Source organism: Pseudoalteromonas sp. SR44-2 (genome assembly GCF_014163745.1).
Classification (GTDB): Bacteria; Pseudomonadota; Gammaproteobacteria; order Enterobacterales; family Alteromonadaceae; genus Pseudoalteromonas; species Pseudoalteromonas distincta.
This window is the reverse complement of record NZ_JACJDW010000010.1, coordinates 73,977-90,626: the sequence shown is the minus strand read 5'-3', so window position 1 is coordinate 90,626 and position 16,650 is coordinate 73,977. Positions and strand designations below refer to the sequence as shown.

The 16,650-nt window shown below is 38.6% G+C and carries 16 protein-coding genes; 8 read left to right on the top strand and 8 right to left on the bottom strand.

All coding sequences use genetic code 11. From position 1 onward, the window contains the following. Positions 1-239: 239 nt before the first annotated feature. From H5115_RS08445 to H5115_RS08420, 6 genes are all read right to left on the bottom strand, one after another. A complete protein-coding gene (locus tag H5115_RS08445; RefSeq protein WP_182754740.1) occupies positions 240-1,085 on the bottom strand; it encodes a DUF4198 domain-containing protein in 846 nt (281 codons plus the stop codon). A 34-nt stretch (positions 1,086-1,119) separates the two neighbouring features. Next, positions 1,120-1,629 (bottom strand): DUF2271 domain-containing protein, encoded by a 510-nt coding sequence (locus H5115_RS08440; protein ID WP_024596098.1) that lies wholly within the window; start codon positions 1,627-1,629, stop codon positions 1,120-1,122. Further along, complete coding sequence (locus H5115_RS08435; protein WP_007580451.1) at positions 1,629-2,261, bottom strand: PepSY-associated TM helix domain-containing protein; 633 nt, start codon at positions 2,259-2,261, stop codon at positions 1,629-1,631. The genes H5115_RS08440 and H5115_RS08435 overlap by 1 nt, the downstream gene beginning before the upstream one ends. A 124-nt stretch (positions 2,262-2,385) precedes the next feature. Beyond that, positions 2,386-2,781 (bottom strand): YbaN family protein, encoded by a 396-nt coding sequence (locus H5115_RS08430; RefSeq protein ID WP_182754739.1) that lies wholly within the window; start codon positions 2,779-2,781, stop codon positions 2,386-2,388. Positions 2,782-2,910: 129 nt separating this feature from the next. Then, complete coding sequence (locus H5115_RS08425) at positions 2,911-4,233, bottom strand: carbohydrate porin (protein ID WP_182754737.1); 1,323 nt, start codon at positions 4,231-4,233, stop codon at positions 2,911-2,913. Positions 4,234-4,333: 100 nt separating this feature from the next. Then, positions 4,334-4,816, bottom strand: coding sequence for a MarR family winged helix-turn-helix transcriptional regulator (locus tag H5115_RS08420; protein WP_002960189.1), 483 nt, complete (start codon positions 4,814-4,816; stop codon positions 4,334-4,336). A 427-nt stretch (positions 4,817-5,243) separates the two neighbouring features. Here H5115_RS08420 and H5115_RS08415 point away from each other — a divergent pair, with 427 nt between their 5' ends. The 4 genes from H5115_RS08415 (at position 5,244) to H5115_RS08400 (ending at position 11,153) form a co-directional block, all read left to right on the top strand. Next, complete coding sequence (locus H5115_RS08415; protein WP_182754735.1) at positions 5,244-6,092, top strand: D-hexose-6-phosphate mutarotase; 849 nt, start codon at positions 5,244-5,246, stop codon at positions 6,090-6,092. Positions 6,093-6,128: 36 nt separating this feature from the next. Then, entirely contained in the window at positions 6,129-6,662 is a 534-nt protein-coding gene (locus H5115_RS08410; RefSeq protein WP_182754734.1) for a PH domain-containing protein, read from the top strand. Then, positions 6,655-8,202: a PH domain-containing protein gene (locus H5115_RS08405; protein WP_182754732.1), complete on the top strand. Its 1,548-nt coding sequence runs from the start codon at positions 6,655-6,657 to the stop codon at positions 8,200-8,202. The genes H5115_RS08410 and H5115_RS08405 overlap by 8 nt, the downstream gene beginning before the upstream one ends. Positions 8,203-8,324: 122 nt before the next feature. Continuing rightward, on the top strand, positions 8,325-11,153 hold the full coding sequence (locus H5115_RS08400; RefSeq protein WP_182754730.1) for a hypothetical protein: 2,829 nt from the start codon (positions 8,325-8,327) through the stop codon (positions 11,151-11,153). A 16-nt stretch (positions 11,154-11,169) separates the two neighbouring features. Here the strand turns inward: H5115_RS08400 and H5115_RS08395 are convergent, their stop codons facing one another. Both H5115_RS08395 and H5115_RS08390 read right to left on the bottom strand, forming a co-directional pair. Continuing rightward, complete coding sequence (locus tag H5115_RS08395; RefSeq protein WP_182754728.1) at positions 11,170-12,330, bottom strand: lipopolysaccharide assembly protein LapB; 1,161 nt, start codon at positions 12,328-12,330, stop codon at positions 11,170-11,172. 49 nt (positions 12,331-12,379) lie between these two features. Next, on the bottom strand, positions 12,380-13,513 hold the full coding sequence (locus H5115_RS08390) for a PepSY domain-containing protein (protein ID WP_182674505.1): 1,134 nt from the start codon (positions 13,511-13,513) through the stop codon (positions 12,380-12,382). A 290-nt stretch (positions 13,514-13,803) separates the two neighbouring features. On the opposite strand from H5115_RS08390, the gene H5115_RS08385 reads away from it, so the two are divergent. The 4 genes from H5115_RS08385 to H5115_RS08370 all read left to right on the top strand — a co-directional run bounded on the left by H5115_RS08385 (position 13,804) and on the right by H5115_RS08370 (position 16,591). Next, a complete protein-coding gene (locus H5115_RS08385; RefSeq protein WP_182672142.1) occupies positions 13,804-14,418 on the top strand; it encodes a PQ-loop repeat-containing protein in 615 nt (204 codons plus the stop codon). Positions 14,419-14,488: 70 nt separating this feature from the next. Next, positions 14,489-15,313 carry a hypothetical protein gene (locus tag H5115_RS08380; protein ID WP_182754726.1) on the top strand — a complete coding sequence of 275 codons (825 nt, stop codon included), beginning with the start codon at positions 14,489-14,491 and terminating at the stop codon, positions 15,311-15,313. Continuing rightward, entirely contained in the window at positions 15,310-15,783 is a 474-nt protein-coding gene (locus tag H5115_RS08375; RefSeq protein ID WP_182754724.1) for a pilin, read from the top strand. Before H5115_RS08380 ends, H5115_RS08375 begins: the two co-directional genes overlap by 4 nt. A gap of 19 nt (positions 15,784-15,802) precedes the next feature. After that, on the top strand, positions 15,803-16,591 hold the full coding sequence (locus tag H5115_RS08370; RefSeq protein WP_182754722.1) for a PhzF family phenazine biosynthesis protein: 789 nt from the start codon (positions 15,803-15,805) through the stop codon (positions 16,589-16,591). The last annotated feature ends 59 nt before the right edge of the window (positions 16,592-16,650 follow it).

Here is a 16,650-nt window from a genome sequence, read left to right as displayed (position 1 = left end):
AAGGAGCGCATCATATAGAAGCGACTACCCTAGTGCAAAGATAAAAACTATCTAAGATATTCTAAGTTATTAACAAGTAAGGTCACTGTCTACGCGTGATATAGGCGTTTGGATCGTTGTAGTTGCAATCTTGTGTCGAATGGTTGCGAATTCAAGGAGATTTTAGATAAAAGTTAGTAAGGCGTAAAAAGGCCAAGCAAATGCTTGGCCTTTCAATTTTTTAAATTTAGTGATTTAAATTATTCAGGGGCAACTTCAAGCGTTGTAAATAATGCATAACGTCCTGCATCTACGCCTTCTTCATTTACGGTAACCTTGTTAGAGGTTTCGATTAGGTATAGGCCTGGCTCTTTCCACGTAATTGTAAACATACCGTCTTTATTGGTCGTTACTTTTACTTCGCCACGCTCGTTACGGTAGCGTGTGTCGCCTTTTAAAATACTTACTTCAACGCCTTCACCAGCAGATTTACCATCTTGTAGTAACTGAAAACGTGCTTGTTCACCTACAAATAAATCGTTTGGATGCGTTGGACCGCTAAGCTCTAAACCTAAACCTAACTGTGCAGGTTTTGAGGTGCCATTTCGGCTTACAAATGTATCTACTGTTGAAACAACCTTCGTTGTGGTTACATCTTTTGCATTGCTAGGTAACTCGGCTTCTGTTTTTTTACCAAATACGCGCTTGCGCTTACCTTCTTCGTTTTTATAGAAGGTCATGTACATTGGCTTTTGGGTCATTGCAATGTGGTAAGTGCCTTGCTCTGTTAAGCTTACCGCAGCTGAGCTTTTACGCTTTAAGTAATAAGCACGAATGGTGTCGCTTACTGGCTCACCATTAGGTGCAAGTGCCATTAATAATGTGTCGTCGTACTCGGCGCCTTTTTCTTTAGGTTTAAAGGCTTTGTCTGGTGCAAACATTTCGTTAGAGATACTAGCGTCAATCATTACGTAATGCGCTTTATCGCCTGATAAAGATGTATGCGAAGGTAGTAACCAACGTCCGTGTGCACTTGCTGAAGTTGACACTAAAGCAGATAAGCTCAATGCGCCGATTAATGCCGTTTTTAATAAATTAATTTTCATTGTATTTCCTTAAATTCAAATGATTAAGTAGCAGTTACTTAGTGCTTACAGTGACGAAGCTTTTAGAAAACTCGTTTTTACCATCAATTGTTAGTTTGCCTGATTTAGTTAAATCGAGCTCAACGCGGGTGTAGTCTCTGCCGCCTTCTTCGCGTACAACTTCAATATTTAGTAAGTATTTACCTGGTTTTACTGGGTTACCGTCTAAATCATTACCTTGCCAATTTATGGTGTAAGTACCTGCGCGTTTTGTTGCGCCGCTAATGCCGTCAAAGTTGGCATCGCTTTTACCAGCTTTACGCCACCATTGGCGTAAGTCTTTAAACCATTCTGCTTTTTGCACCCATAGCGCAAGCGTTGTAACGTGTTTACGCTCTGGTGTTTCAAGCCAAACTGCAACGTATGGGCGGTGATACGGTTGTACTTCTAAGTCAGGAAGCGTTAATTCAACCTCTAGCTGTGGTGTTTTTGCATGCGCCGTTGTTTGAAAAAACGCAGCTACGAGCAGTAATGCGGCGCTTATAAATAATTTAAATTTAACCATTAAGACACTCCTTTTATTTGTGGAACCCAACATAAATAAATAACCAGTGGAGTTGCCACTCCTAGTAAGGTTATCCATATTCCTGCTAAGCGTTTTTTTCTATTTTGAAACAAAATAATCATGCCGGTGATGGCAAATAAAATCATTAGCACGGCAGATATATCAATTACCCAACTCCATACTTCACCGCTATGGCGGCCTTTATGTAAGTCGCCAATAAGGCTTAAAAAGCCACCTGTTTGGTAATCAAGATTTAGCTCGCCAGTTGTAAAATCAAGCTCTGCGTAGGCAAACCCAGCAGGAAGTGGGTAGTCGAGCATGACAAGCGCGTCTTCTTTTTCCCACTCAATGCTTTTTACTTTTGTAAGTGCATATTGCTCGGCTAGGTAAGCTTCTATTTCAGGGTAAAGCGTTGGCAGCGTATTTAGCTGTTCATTCGCTTTGGTAACTAGCTCTGCTGGAATTACCGCCGTTACTTGGCCATTATTTTTATCGTTTTTAAGCCAATCAATATGGTTGAGCACAATGCCGCTAACGCAAAATAAGATAAGCAAAAAAAACAAAGCTGTAGAAATATAAATATGTAGAGCACGGCTTGTGCTATACAAAGCCCGCTTGTTAATAAACGACATAAAAACAGTAAATAAATTAAATTTACAACATGATAATGATTTGCATTAGCTATTACAAATTTACTTACTTATCTTTACATAAAAACTTTAAAACAAAGGCGGTAAGCAGGTAAAAAATGAATATTTAATGCTTAGGAGGGCTGGAAGGTCTTAAAATAAGGTAAATCATTACCAATACTTCTATTACTGCAACGAGATAAATAACCCAAATAGGGGCGGCTGAATACAGTAAAAATATAAATCCAATTAACATGCCAATGGCGGCGTAGCATTTGGCTTTTACAGGCATTACTTTATGGGCTTGCCATTGCTGCAAAGTTACACCGTAACGAGGGTGGTTTAACAGCCATTGTTCAAGCGCGGGTGATGAGCGAGTAAAGCAGGTGAGCGCTAAAATAAAAAATATAGTGGTAGGCATGACCGGCAGCACAATGCCAATAATGCCCAAGGCTACAAGTATTAAGCCAAGTGCTTTAAACCATAAGTTTTTATAACAAATAAGCACTGCTTTTATATTCACTTAGGTTCTTTTTAGTAATGGCTGATACTTTCGATTGTAGGCCAAATAGTTATAAAATCGAAGTGTAAAAACATAAAAAAGGGCAAACTAAGTTTGCCCTTTTAAATTTATAAAATAGGTTTTACTTATCTAGAAGTAGTAACCTACGTTGATGTTAAAGCGACGCTCTGTATCGCCATCACCAATAATTGTTCCGCCAATAAATGGCTGGTTACGTGCTTGAATAAAGTCAAAGTACGTAAATAACGGGCCTGCTGATACGCTCATACCTGTTACGTTCATCCATGTATCTGCACTGTCGTCAGATTTGTCGTAAATGATGCCGTAATCGTTGTAAAACTGTACGCCTGTTATAGGGCCTAAATCAACCGATAGATCGTAAGCTACGTTAAAGTTAGTCATGGTAGCTTCGCTTGATACGGTGTCGTAGTAGTCAAACGCACCTACAACAAAGCGGTTGCTGTTGTCGTCTAGATCGTAGTCGTACTCACCGTGCTGAAATTGAATATTCCAGTTATTTATTTGGCTGTTTACGTGGAACGCCCATGCGCCGTAGTTACCTGCACGGTCGTTACCATCATGTAAGCCACCGCTTAATAGTGATATACCCACATCGGTTTTAGCGTTTTCGCCATGCTCAATTTGGTACACTGTACGAGCTGCAAATGTGTTGTATTCACCAAGGCGAGAGCCAGGTGCATCGTATGTGCCTTCGGTTGTTGCACGGCTACCAACTATATCAAAAGAGTAACGCTCGTTAACTTCAGAGCTGCCATCAACGCCGCCTACTTCATCATTTTTGAAAAAGCCTAGGTCTAGTTTCCAGTTATCTTTTAGTTTACGGTTTACTGTTACACCCAAGTCAAAGTCGTCTTCTAGGCCAACATAGTAGTTAGTGCTAAAAAAGTAGCTGTGTGAGTTGTATGGGCCATTACCAAAAGGGACAGGTGCAATACCAGCTTGTGCTTCCCAGCCATCAGTAAATTCGTAACCTAAGTATGCATACTTAACAATGGTCATGTAATCGTAAAAGCGAAAATCACCATTAACAGAAATATCGTTTATTTCGCCAGATAAGTTAATGCGAAATACTTCAAAGTCTAAGTCGCCGCTACGATCTTGAGTGTCTTCATCGTATGAATTAGTGCTGTAATTAAAACGCACTGCGCCACCAATTTTAACGCCTTCGTCTTTTTTCTCAGATTCAGCGGCAGCAACAACAACTTCTTTGTTATCAGCTTTTTTACTAATTTTTGCAACTTCTTGCTTGTGTTGCTCATTAATTTTTTGCTGTTTTGTTTTTTCATCAGCTAACTTATTTTCAAGCAGTTGCATTTGTTGCTTTAACTGCTTAAGTTGGCTTTGTAACGTGTCTAGATCATCAGACGCATAAGAAGTACTTGTAACACCACCTAGAACTAGTGCTAGTGTTAATTTTGAGAGTTTAGTCATAATTGCCGCTCAGATTTTGATTAAAAAATAAAAAATTCAAGACGTAAAAAAACGCCTTACGTTTAGGGTAAGTACAAAAACTATGTATTTTTTTTATTATTTATTCTTTAGGAGCTTGAGTAAGCGCACCAACTTCTAGAAGGGGCGATGCATCTAATTTATCTGCATCCATCATTGCGGCTACACGCTGCATTGATGAGAGTAAAAGGCTCTGTTCCCATTCAGCAAGTGCAGAAAACTTTTCAATAAAGTGTTCTTGCAATGGCTGAGGTGCTTTATCAAGTAACTCTTTTCCTTTATCGGTGAGGTATAAGCTCACTCTGCGTTTATCCATTTGACTGCGTACGCGTGTTACTAAGTTTCTGCTTTCTATTCTGTCGAGAATATTGGTGACCGTTGCTGGGCTTAAATTTACATTTTGAGCAATACGGCTCGCCGTTATTCCATCGGTTTTTTGCACTTCTTGCATTATAAGCAATTGTGGGCCAGTTAAACCCGAAGTTTTATTTAGCTGCTTAGAATGTAAGTCAATCGCGCGGATAACTTTACGTAAAGAAACCAATAACTCGTCATATTTTTGCATTTGCTTATCTCGTCGATGGGGCGGTAGTTTGCCGTAATCGCGAAATGTTACACATCAAATAAATTGAATTCAAATAATATATTGTACTTTAGCCCGCTTTTATTGGTTTTTAATAGTTAGAGCAGTAACTAATGTAAAATTATATTGTTTAAATATTGGTAAATTTTCTTAGCACCTTGTGTGCATTAAGTTGCGCACAGTACGTATGTTGTGAATAATTGGCAAGTCTTATTGTATAGACTTTAGTATTATTCATTTACAGCTGTTAGTACAAAGTAATTGTTTGTGAGTTTACTGTATATGTATTAATCGGCAATGAACAAATTCAGCAATCAATATTTAATATCAATAGCGTATACTTTAAGCATGCATTATTGTTTAGATGTAAACATTAAAAATCTTTAGTATCAGTATTATAGGGGAAGGTATGAAATTATCGCCATCAGTTAGCATTGAGCAAAGCGAATCCGGACTTGAGTTTATTAAAGTAGCTAGTGAAAAGTGCGACGCAAAAATATTTTTGCAAGGTGGGCAAATTACCGAGTTTATCCCTAAAAATAACAAGCCACTTATTTGGGTTTCACAAGAGGAAACCTATCAAGAAGGGGCGAGTATTCGAGGTGGTATTCCTATTTGTTGGCCGTGGTTTGGTACACACGCTAATGATGGGTGGCCTGCCCACGGTTTTGCGCGCACAAGCGTATGGCAAGCCGATGAAGTACACGAATCTGATGAGCAAATTGCAGTTAGTTTAAAGCTCCCCATGAAACTTGTTAATACAACGTATTGGCCGCATCAGTGCGCATTAAAAGTTGAGTTTATATTAAGCGATAAATTACAGGTTCGCTTAACGACCACTAACTTAGGAAGTGTGCCATTTAGCTTTACTCAAGCGCTGCATACCTATTTTCCAACCTCAGATATTATAAATACCCATGTTGATGGTTTGCAAGGCGCGCAATATATTGAGTTTAGTGAAGGGCCATTTGTACAAAATGATGTTGTAAGCTTTAATCGCGAAACCGACATGGTTTATACACAAGCAAGTACAATGCAAACCATTAACACGCCAGAAGGTGTTATTAATGTGAGCCGTGAAAATTCAAACTCGTGTGTACTGTGGAACCCATGGATAGAAAAATCAAAACGCTTATCTAACTTTGCTGACGATGAATATAAAACAATGCTGTGTCTAGAGGCCGCTAATGTACTGACAGATGAAGTAACGCTTGAGCCAAAACAAAGCCACACCTTAATAACTACCATTAGTTGGTAAGCTAGTCATAATTAAAAGCAGAAATAGGGACAAATAGTGTTTAACAATCAACAAATAATGGATTTACCAAAGCATAGTGATATTAGCTTTAAGCCATTGGCTGATAAAGCCTTATTACATACACACCTTAGCTCGCTTCTGTTTTATGTACCGCTAATTGGAGCGCTTGTTGCTGTTTGTTATTTTAATGAAGCCTTTGCTAATAACGCACAAACATATTTACTAATTGGCATGCCAATTTTGGTGGCCGTATCTATGGCGTACAACATGATAAGTGTGAGGTTGCGAGGTTTTGCAGTGCGAGATCATGACATTGCTTTTAAAAAAGGCGTTATTTGGCAACAAGTGACGGTATTACCTTTAGCGCGTGTACAGCATATGGAAATACACCAAGGGCCAATAGAGCGAAAACTTAGCCTTGCAAGCATTAAATTATTTAGCGCTGGCGGTGTAAGTGCCGATTTACAAATTAGCGGGCTAACCCATGATGATTGTAAAAATATGCGCCAATTTGTACAAAACTACCGCCAAGACGACGCAACTACTCAGGCAGCTTTAGTCGATGAGTAATACAACTATCGAAGATAAAGCCAGCCCTATTTACTGGCAGAAAGTATCGCCCTGGGCACTTTTATACTTTGTTGTGCACTTTAGTGTGCGCTTTGTAAAAGATGGCCTTTTAAACTTACTGCCCATGCTTGTCGTGTTTGTTACTCAAGTAGAAAATAAGTTGTTTTGGGCGCAGGTTGCAGGCGGTATTGCACTAATTTTGCTACTTGTTTACTCATTTTTATATTATTTAAATTTTAAGTTTAGTATTAGTAGCGACAACGAAATATTGCTTAACAAAGGTGTATTTAAAAAAGAGCGACTTACGCTTAAATTTGGCCGCGTGCAAAACGTTAATATTGCCGAGCCGTTTTATTTTACCCCCGTAAACTTAGTTAATTGTATTTTTGATGCCGCAGGCAGTGTGTCGCAAGAAGTTGTTTTACCTGGTGTCACTAAAGATTATGCACAGCAAATGCGTAAACAAATATTTGATTTTAAAGCGCAGCAACAGCAAGAAGCACCAAATACTGAACAAAGCGAAACAGACACTATCGAAAACAGCCTAAGCATTAGCAATAAAGAAATAGCCAAATTTGGTTTGATGTCGAATATGGCCATTTTTGCAATGGCTGCTTTGGCCCCTTTTATAAACCTAATTGTTGATTTTTTAGAGAAGCAAATTATTGCGAAAGTAGAAGGCTTTTATCAACAAGAGCTTGGTATGCTGGCAAGTGCTGCTACCTTTGCGATGATCACCTTAATTGTTTTGCTAGTTTTGGTGGCTGTAATGCTATCGGTGACTATGTCGCTTATTCGCTTTTATAACTTTGAGCTTTATTTTAAAGGTCAAAAGTTTAAACGTATTGCTGGCTTGTTAGAGCGTCATCAGCTTTCAATGAGCATGGACAAGGTGCAATCTATTGTTATTAAACAAAACCTAATGGGGCGATTACTAAAGCGATTTACCGTTGAGTGTTTACAAGCAAGTAGCGGCGGAATAGCAGCCGGTGTGGCGGCTAAAAAAAATAAACAAACGTTAGTACTACCTGTATTAAATAGCGAACAAGTTGATAGTGTATGCCAATGGATTTACCCGTGGTTTAATAGTAAAAAACTCGCTTTTAAGCGCGCAGAGCGAGCGCTTTTGTATAAAAATTTAGGCTTTTATTCACTGCTACCCAGTGCACTCGTGTTTGGCTTTTGTTTTATTGCTGATATTAATACTCTGATAAGCCTTGGTGTTTTGGTGGTGTTTTCTGGCTTGGTGACTTTGTCGTATCAGCGTTATGGTTATTACATGCATGAGGATAATGGCCGATTTTACATGGTTGTACGCAAAGGTATGATTGGCGTTCATTACCGTGTTTTTGAGCTTTATAAAGCGCAAAGTGCGCGCAGTATAAGTACGTACTTAATGAGAAAATCAGGCTTAAAAAGCCTGTATATACAACTTGCTTCAGGCTTTGCATTTATGCCCTATATAAAGCAGCAAGATGCTGACTTTATTATTGATTTTACAATTAAGCAGATTGAGTCAGATACTCGCAGCTGGATGTAAATTACCCTAATAAAACATGTGTAAATACCCATTTTCACATGTTTTATTACACTTTCTTACTGCCCATGAAAGACATTTAATAATACCCTAGATGGTATTAAGGAATTCTTTTAGGGACGCTCATGAAAAAAACACTTATCGCATCAGCTTTATTACTAGCAGCACCGAGCTTTGCAGCCGATTGGCAAACTATTCATACCGAACATTTCAACATTCACTACAGTGTTGAGCATGCTGATTTTGCTAATTCAACTGCAGCAGAGCTTGAAATAGTACGCACCAAAGTGCTTGAGCAGCAAAACCGAGCACTTGATAAAACAGTTGATGTAGTGGTGTTTGATCCCCTAAATGCAGCAAATGGCTTTGCGCTACCTACCTCAAATAATCCTGTAATGGCACTTTTTACAACCCCACCACAATCCGACACAGTTATATCAAACAGCGCTGGCTGGCAGCAGTTACTTGTACTGCATGAATATATTCACTTAGTACACTTAGCACAGCCTACACGCAATCACTGGCAGCAAAAAGTACGTGGCGTATGGGATTTATACGACTTAACTTACAGTGATACACCGCGCTGGGTAGCCGAAGGTTATGCCACATTGATTGAGTCTAAAATGACGGGCCGTGGGCGTTTATTTGATAACTACTCAGAATCAATACTGCGAGAATTTGCTCAGCAAGGTGCTTTGCCAACCTATGGGCAATTAAATGGCGAGCAGGGCTTTATGGGCGGCTCAATGGCGTATTTAATGGGTAGTCGCTTTTTAAATTGGTTAGAGAAAAACGATTCAGAGCAAACACTCGATAGTGTTTGGACGCGAATGCAAGGCGTAAAAACGCGTGATTTTGATGAGGCATTTAGCGGTGTGTTTGGGCAAAGTGCAGCCAAGCTATATCGTCGATTTATAGCTGAATATACCTATAAAGCAATGCAAATAGAACAAGGAGAGCCGTTACTTAATAGTGAACTTTGGCTTGAACTTAACTTATATGCAAGTAACCCTGCACTTTCAAAAGATGGTAGTAAGATTGCGATTGTTGAGCGAGATAAAGAGAGTAATACCAAGCTTGTAATTTATAGCACGGACGACAACATAAAGGCGCAAGAGGAGTTTACTAAAGCGCAAAAAGAGCTACTCAAAAACGATGCACAGGACATCCCCGATACAGCGCCAAGTGTGTTTGAGCGCGAACAAAAACAAGTGCTTAATCAAATTAATCGAGCCGGTATTGCAAACCCGCAATGGGTAAATAACACAACGTTGTATTTTAATGCGTACAGCAATGAAGAGTCGGGTATTTATAACAAAGTGTCTGACATATTTAGCTATAACACTGACACTGGAAATATTACACAACTTACCAAACTTGCTGGTATACGACGATTTAGCGTAACCAGTAACGGTGAAACCTTGTATGGCGAGCAAATAAGAGGTGGCTACTCTGAATTAGTAAAGGTTGATCTCAATACGCAAACCACCACACCATTATTTACAAAAAGCCTTGAGACAACTTACGATTACCCACTACTCAGTCCTGATGAAACTAAATTAGCTTATTTATCAACGTCATTAAATGAAAACTGGCAATTGTATATACAAGATGTGGGTAGTAATAAGCAGCAATTAATACCTATGCCAAACGGGTATCAATATTTAAGTCAGCCGAGCTTTAGTCTTAATGGTGAGTCACTTTACTTTGTTGCAGGCTTAAATAGCGCTACTGATATTTATAACTACAACATAGAGAGTAAAACACTCAGCAAGTTAACTCAGGGGCAGGAAGCCGTTGCTCACCCGATTGAAATGGCTGATGGCTCGTTACTCTATTTTTCGATAACCGCAGATGGGCCAAATGTAAAAACATTGCCAAAAGCTATAAACAGCACTGTAGTTACTGAATTTTCGGCTAATAAAAAAGCACCGCTGCTCATTGTAAACGAACATACGCTTCCAAAAGCTAAAGTATATACGCACCAAACAACGCACCAAACAACGCAGCAAACAAATTACAACGTGCTCGACCAGCACGCTACTTTTGCACTAGGGACGCAGTATTATTCGGCTTCTACCAGTTTGTTAGATTTAAGTATTAAAAGTAGCGATTTATTAAAACAGCTCGACTTGCAAGCAGGATATAGCACTGATTTACACGATGGAGCACTGCACGGTGGTTATGTGCAGGCAAAATATAATGCGCTTGATGTAAAACTGAAACTTGCACTGTTTGACTATAATTTAAATACATCGCGGCAGTATCAACAAAGCCTAAATGCAGATATGGATGCCCGTGGTGGTTTTGCTGCAATAAGTTACCCTGTTAAATTTGGGCAGCTAAGTTTAACGCCAGAGCTTGCCTACAATTACACTGATTATAAACAAAGCCATAAAAATTGGACGCGTTTAGGCGTTGCCCAAAATTGGCAATATGATCGTCAAGACTTTGTAATAGGCCAAAGCCTTTATGCGAGTTGGTACGATGGCAGCACCAAAAATAATAATTGGCAAGGTTACGATTTAGCCGCCAAAATTTTTGGTAAAGCGTTTGGTATTCCTCTTTATGCAAATTTTTCTCAAAAGCAACGTGATGACAGCAGCCTTGCATTAGGTGGCTTTAGCTCAAATCTTATTAATCAGCAGCAAAATAGTGAATATGTACTTTCATCTGAGCTGCCTTTTTATAGCGCAGCTGCAAAGCGCTATCAAGGTTACGGTGGCGGCTTTAGCTTTAAAGAAGGCATGCCGTGGCTTTATTACAAGCAACATCAACTCGACGGCACCGTATATGCACAAAGTTACGGGATAAAACACCAAGGTGATTTTAGTTTTGGAATGGGGCCTGCTGGTATAAATGACTTAATATTTAATATGGGATTGTCGCGAGTAGAAGGCGACAGTTTTGAGGATGAAATGCGAGCGTGGCTGAGCTTTTATTATTCGCTATAAATATCAATTGTCTAAGTTACTTATCCATCTGCAAGGATAGTAACTTAGCTTGATATACATCGATTTTTTGGTTATCACGTTCTAGTTCGATAGCTTTCTCAAGTAAGGTTTGTGTTTGTTTAATATTACCTTGTTGATAGCGAACTTTTGCGAGTTCCAAGTATAACTCAGCAATGTAAGGCGCTTTAGTAATAGCTTGCTCAAGGTGTGCTTTAGCCTGATGAGCGTGGCCAGCTTGTAAGTCGTTTTTAGCGATTACTAGTAATTCGTATGGGTCTTTTTCTTTATTAACTAATTGTGAAGTGAGCTTTTTAACCAGCTCTTTGTCGCCTAATTTTTTAGCTAAAAGCTGATAGTTTCTGATTAAATTAATGCTTATTTCATTATTACTAAGTGCTGTTTGATAGATGTTTTTAGCGCTTTGTAAATCACCAGCCCGACGATGCAAAATGCCCGCTATATTAAATAATTCAGGATCATTGGGAGTGTATTTGTTTGCTTGTAGAATAAGTGAGTACGCAATATCCAGCTGTTTGTCTGCTAGCGCTGTTGCAGCTAAATTACTGTAAAACTTAGAAACTAAATCGTTATAATCTGCACTGCTTGAATAAAAGCTGCGACGGGTAGGAAAGTAGTCGATTAAGGTGCCCGCTCTGAAAAATTCAACAATATTATCATCCTTTTTATCTACTTTTGGGGCGTATACTCTTGTTCTAAAGTGGCTTGCTACATAAACAACATTATTTTCTTTTGCGTATACAGGCTGACTTGTTACTTCTTGAAAGCTCGTTTCTAATCCGAGAGCTTGTGCATAGCTTTGTGTTAAAACAGCTAAGCTAATGCAGTTGCCTTGCGAAAGTTTTAAGGCTTGGGCTGAAGTAAGTGTATCGCCGTGGTATTTAAAGTTAGCTAAGTTGCTTTCGAGGTAGTTGTAAATAATGCGGTCATGACGGATTTCAGACTGTTTTTGTTTTTCGGCATAGGCTAAAAATTTTTCTTTTTCAGCATTTGGCAGCTCGAAAATACTGTACTCAGAAGGAGTGTCGAGTTTATTAAACAAAGAATGGTTTAATAGTTGTTCAAGCTCTATTTGTTGTTCTACTTGGTGAACCTTGGTTGTGTTACATCCAACTAAATATAAAAAAGTAATACAGACTGCTATTTTATAAAACATCATAAACCCACTCCATTGTTAAATTTTACATTACAATGTGGTGGGTTTTTAATCAAGCACTTGCTGTACTGCGTTTACTTGAGCGATTTTTTTGTGATTGTTTTTTACGTTTACGGCGGGTAAACCACAAGTAAAAACCAGTACCTGCTAGCCACACTGGGCTCAAACCAATTACGCACCACAGTATTTTACTTATTAGCCCTGCAAAGTAGCCAAAATGAAGTTTTCTAAAGCTATCAATTACTTGCCAGCCAACGCCAACTTCGCGAATATCCCAGTTAGTTAAATGTTCGCCTGTTTGCTTATCGTAGCTAACCGTATTGGCATATTCGCTCGCAAGTGGGTTATTTGTATCGACTTCGCCGAATAAGGTGATATTTTCGTCAGGCTCGAGTGGCATAACTAAAAACGTACCATTAAAAGTGGGTATTTGCTTTTTACTGTCATCAAGTATGTGTTGAAACGAAATATCGCTACTGTGCAAGTTTTTGGTTAGTACAAAGTGCTCTTCCTCAGCGTGTTCAATAACTTCGTGATACCACACCGCCCAGTTAAAGTAGCCACCTGTAATAGCTAAAATAATAATGATGGGCGACCCTATCACCCCCGTCATCTTATGAATGTCGCTAAGTACAATTTGCAGTGTTGCACGCCAGCGCACACTAAATAGGCGCTGCCAAAATTTACGATAAATAATAAGTCCTGTAATACCTAATACCAATAAAAACAGAGCAAAAAAGAAGCCTAGTACTGTGCCTGTTTGCCCTGGCAGGTTTTTAAAGTCGTTAAGTAAAAAGGTGTAATGCAGTTCTAAAAACCAATCAGTAAAATAATGGCTGGTACCAACAGGCTCTGACAAAATGTCACCCGTATACTGGTTTAAATGAAACTTATACCATTGCTCTGTCCCGCGTTTAACTAAGTAAACCCGATCAGCAGTATCATCGTTAAATATTTCCCAACTACCTACTACATACTCAGGGTAAGCAAGCTCTGTTTTTGCGATTAATTTGTCGATTGGCATGCGCTCTGGCAGTGCTTTTATAACATAGTGACTGCTTGGCATAAGTAAGCCATCTATTTCACTTTTAAAAACTAATACGCTCCCTGTAATACTAATAACAATCAAGGGAATGAGAGCTATAAGAGCGATCCAACTGTGAATTTTAAAAAGAGTTTTTCTCATAGATAGTTTTATATATTGCAGTTAATGACTTGCGCATGATAACAACTATCATTTTCATTTGATAGCTTGTGAGTAGGTTTCCTATTAAATAAGTAAACCGTGAACTTAATTCTACGGTTTTTGTATACCTAGCTTGCCAGTACCTAAAATAAGAATGTCTTATTTAGTTGAGTTAAATTTACGCGGCTCTACAATGCCGCGCTCATAGTAAAAGCCTTTTAAAAACAGATGTTTATTAAATGTTTTTATTTCTGTTTTTAATTAACATTTATATAACGAGCGAGGTTGCTTTGGCGCATTATTTGCCTATATTGTCTTCTTTTATTTTGGTTTTTAGTTTTTTACCATTACTAAACAAAATTCGAAAAAATCGTAGTGTCTCTGGTTTGTCACTATTAATGATGACATTTGGATTAGCACAAAGCCTTTATTTTATAACCTACAATATTTTCTTTGAGCGCTATTATATTGCGTTACCATTTATTGTAACCGGTGCATTAAGCGGGCTTATTTTATATTTTTTTGCACGTTTCAACGCAGCTAAACGAGAACGTGTACAGCTGGTTACTATGCTAGGTTTTTCGTTACTGCCTTTTTCACTGCTTTTAAATTCAAGCCTTGATACTGCAACGGTATTAAGCGCTTTAACGTATGTTGGTCTTGTGATGAGTTCGGTACGTGTTATGCCGCAAACTTATAAAACATTGCGTACGGGTAATGTGAATAATTTAAGCGCGCGCTACTTTAGCTTGCAGTTTATTGCTGGTATTTGCGGCTTAGTTGTTGAGCTTACGACAGTTGCTCCAAGCACGGCGCACTTACTTATGTTTATTATGCTATTGCTTACCAATGCTGTGCAATTTGGTTGTATGCAATACTATAGAATGCGACCTGTAATGGCTTAAAAACAAGCTACTTAAGTTCCTATTTAGCCTAATTTATGGCAAATTACTTTATCTAACAAAAGGATAAAGTATGAATTGGAATCAGTTTGGCTATATTTGCCGTGTTAATAGCTCTAAAACACTAAGTACAGAGCAAAAAGATGAGCTAAGTACACAGCCCCATTTAAATATGTATGCCAATAGCGGGTCGCGTAGTAAATTAGCGCATAATTTAGTTGCGCTAATTGCATCTCAAGATGAAGCAACGTCGCAAAAGCAAGCTGCGTATTATCAATGTTTACCGGAATTAGTTAACGAATTTAAGTTTGAGCACAAGGGCTGGCTTAGTTACTTAACCATTGTATTTGTTATTTATGTTTTATCCTCTTTGTTGTATCAGTCTTTTGTTGTGCCTTCTTTTGTAGAGATATATAGCAAGCATACTATTTCTTTAAATCATGTATTTGATGATTATTTTACTTACTGGTATGTGCCAATCATCTTACTCGTTTTATTGCTGAGTATTATTTTTACCGTTATTTTAAAGCTAAAAAATGTAAGTGCTCTCACAGAGCTAAAGCCTTTTTCAGGTTTATTTAAATTTCTTATTCCTCGTCAATTAATTAATGAGTATAACTCTTTAATTACCACGCTATTATTTCCAAGTAATCATAAAAAGGGTATTAAAGCTTCTACACCCCAAACCGAGCATTTAGCTAAATGCGAGCTGCTAGGTTTAGAAACCCAAGAAGAATTTAAAGCGTTATTAAAGCAGCAGCTAAAATTACTTAATGCGCATATTAAAAGCTATATAAATAAGCTCGTTATTGTTTATGGTTTGGTCATTGTTGTTTCTATTTACCTGTTTGTTAAAGCGGCTTACCAACCAATATTTATGCTAGGAGAAGTACTATGAAAACGAAAGGATTTACGTTAATAGAGTTGATGGTAGTGGTGTCTATTATTGGTATTTTAGCTGCTGTTGCGCTACCTCAATATAGTAAGTATATGCAACGAGCAGAACTTGTTGACCCACTTGCAATGGCTGCTGTTATTCGCGAAGACGTTACGGTTTATTATCTTGAAAACAGGCGCTTTCCAGCAAGTAATGAGCAAGCGGGTGTACCTGCAAGTAAATTTTTGATTGGTAATCGAGTGACGGGCATCACAGTCGATAATGGTGCTATTCATATTAGCTTGGGTAATAAAGCTTCACAGCTTTTGAAAAATACAGTTTTAACATTCAGACCGGCTGTTGTAACGGGAAGCCCTACAAGCCCAATTGCATGGTTATGTGGGTTTGACGAGCCGGTAACTGGCATGCAAGCGGTTGGCGAAAATAAAACAACAGTACCAAAAGAAATTTTACCTTCAGCGTGTATATAAAATAGTTTGGGGAATTAAAATGCAATTAGCTATTCATCAAATTGATGCGTTTACGGATGAGTTATTTAAAGGTAACTATGCGGCAGTGATCCCACTAGAATCGTGGTTAAGTGACGATTTAATGCTAAAAATTGGTGCTGAGAATAACGTATCTGAAACGGCTTTTACCTGCCTGCAAGACGATGGAAGTTTTGTTATTCGCTGGTTTTCGCCGTTGATGGAAATCGACTTTTGTGGTCACGCCACACTTGCGGCTGCCTATGTTTTATGTGAAGAGCATAATATATCGCAAATTCGCTTTATTGCTGATGCGGTGGGCGAGCTAATCGTTAATAAAAACGCTGATGGCAGCTTTGCAATGACCTTTCCAAAACAAGCACCGGTTGAAGTGCAAAATGTGCCGCAGCAACTGCTTGATGGCTTGTCTATACAACCGAGTAAAGTGCTTAAAAATCGCCAAGCCTACTTTGTTATTTATGAAAGCGGTGACCAAATACTTGAATTAAAAACTAGCTCAGAGCTTTTAAAAACGCTTTATCCACTTGATGTAGTGGCTACAGCACCTAGTGATGAGTACGATTTTATATCTCGTTATTTTTGGCCTGCAAGCGGTGGCGACGAAGATTATGTAACGGGCTCAATTCATACTGGCTTGGCACCTTACTGGGCGCAGCAATTGGGTAAAACTACGTTAAGTGCTTATCAGGCTTCAAGCAGAGGCGGGCATTTAATTTGCAAAGTGGATGATACAACCGTCACTTTGACCGGAGATGCTGTAAGGTATTTAAAAGGCACTATTTATATTTAAACTGTGAATTAAGTTATAAAAAAGGCCACGTAAATCGTGGCCTTGGTTTACTCAATTAG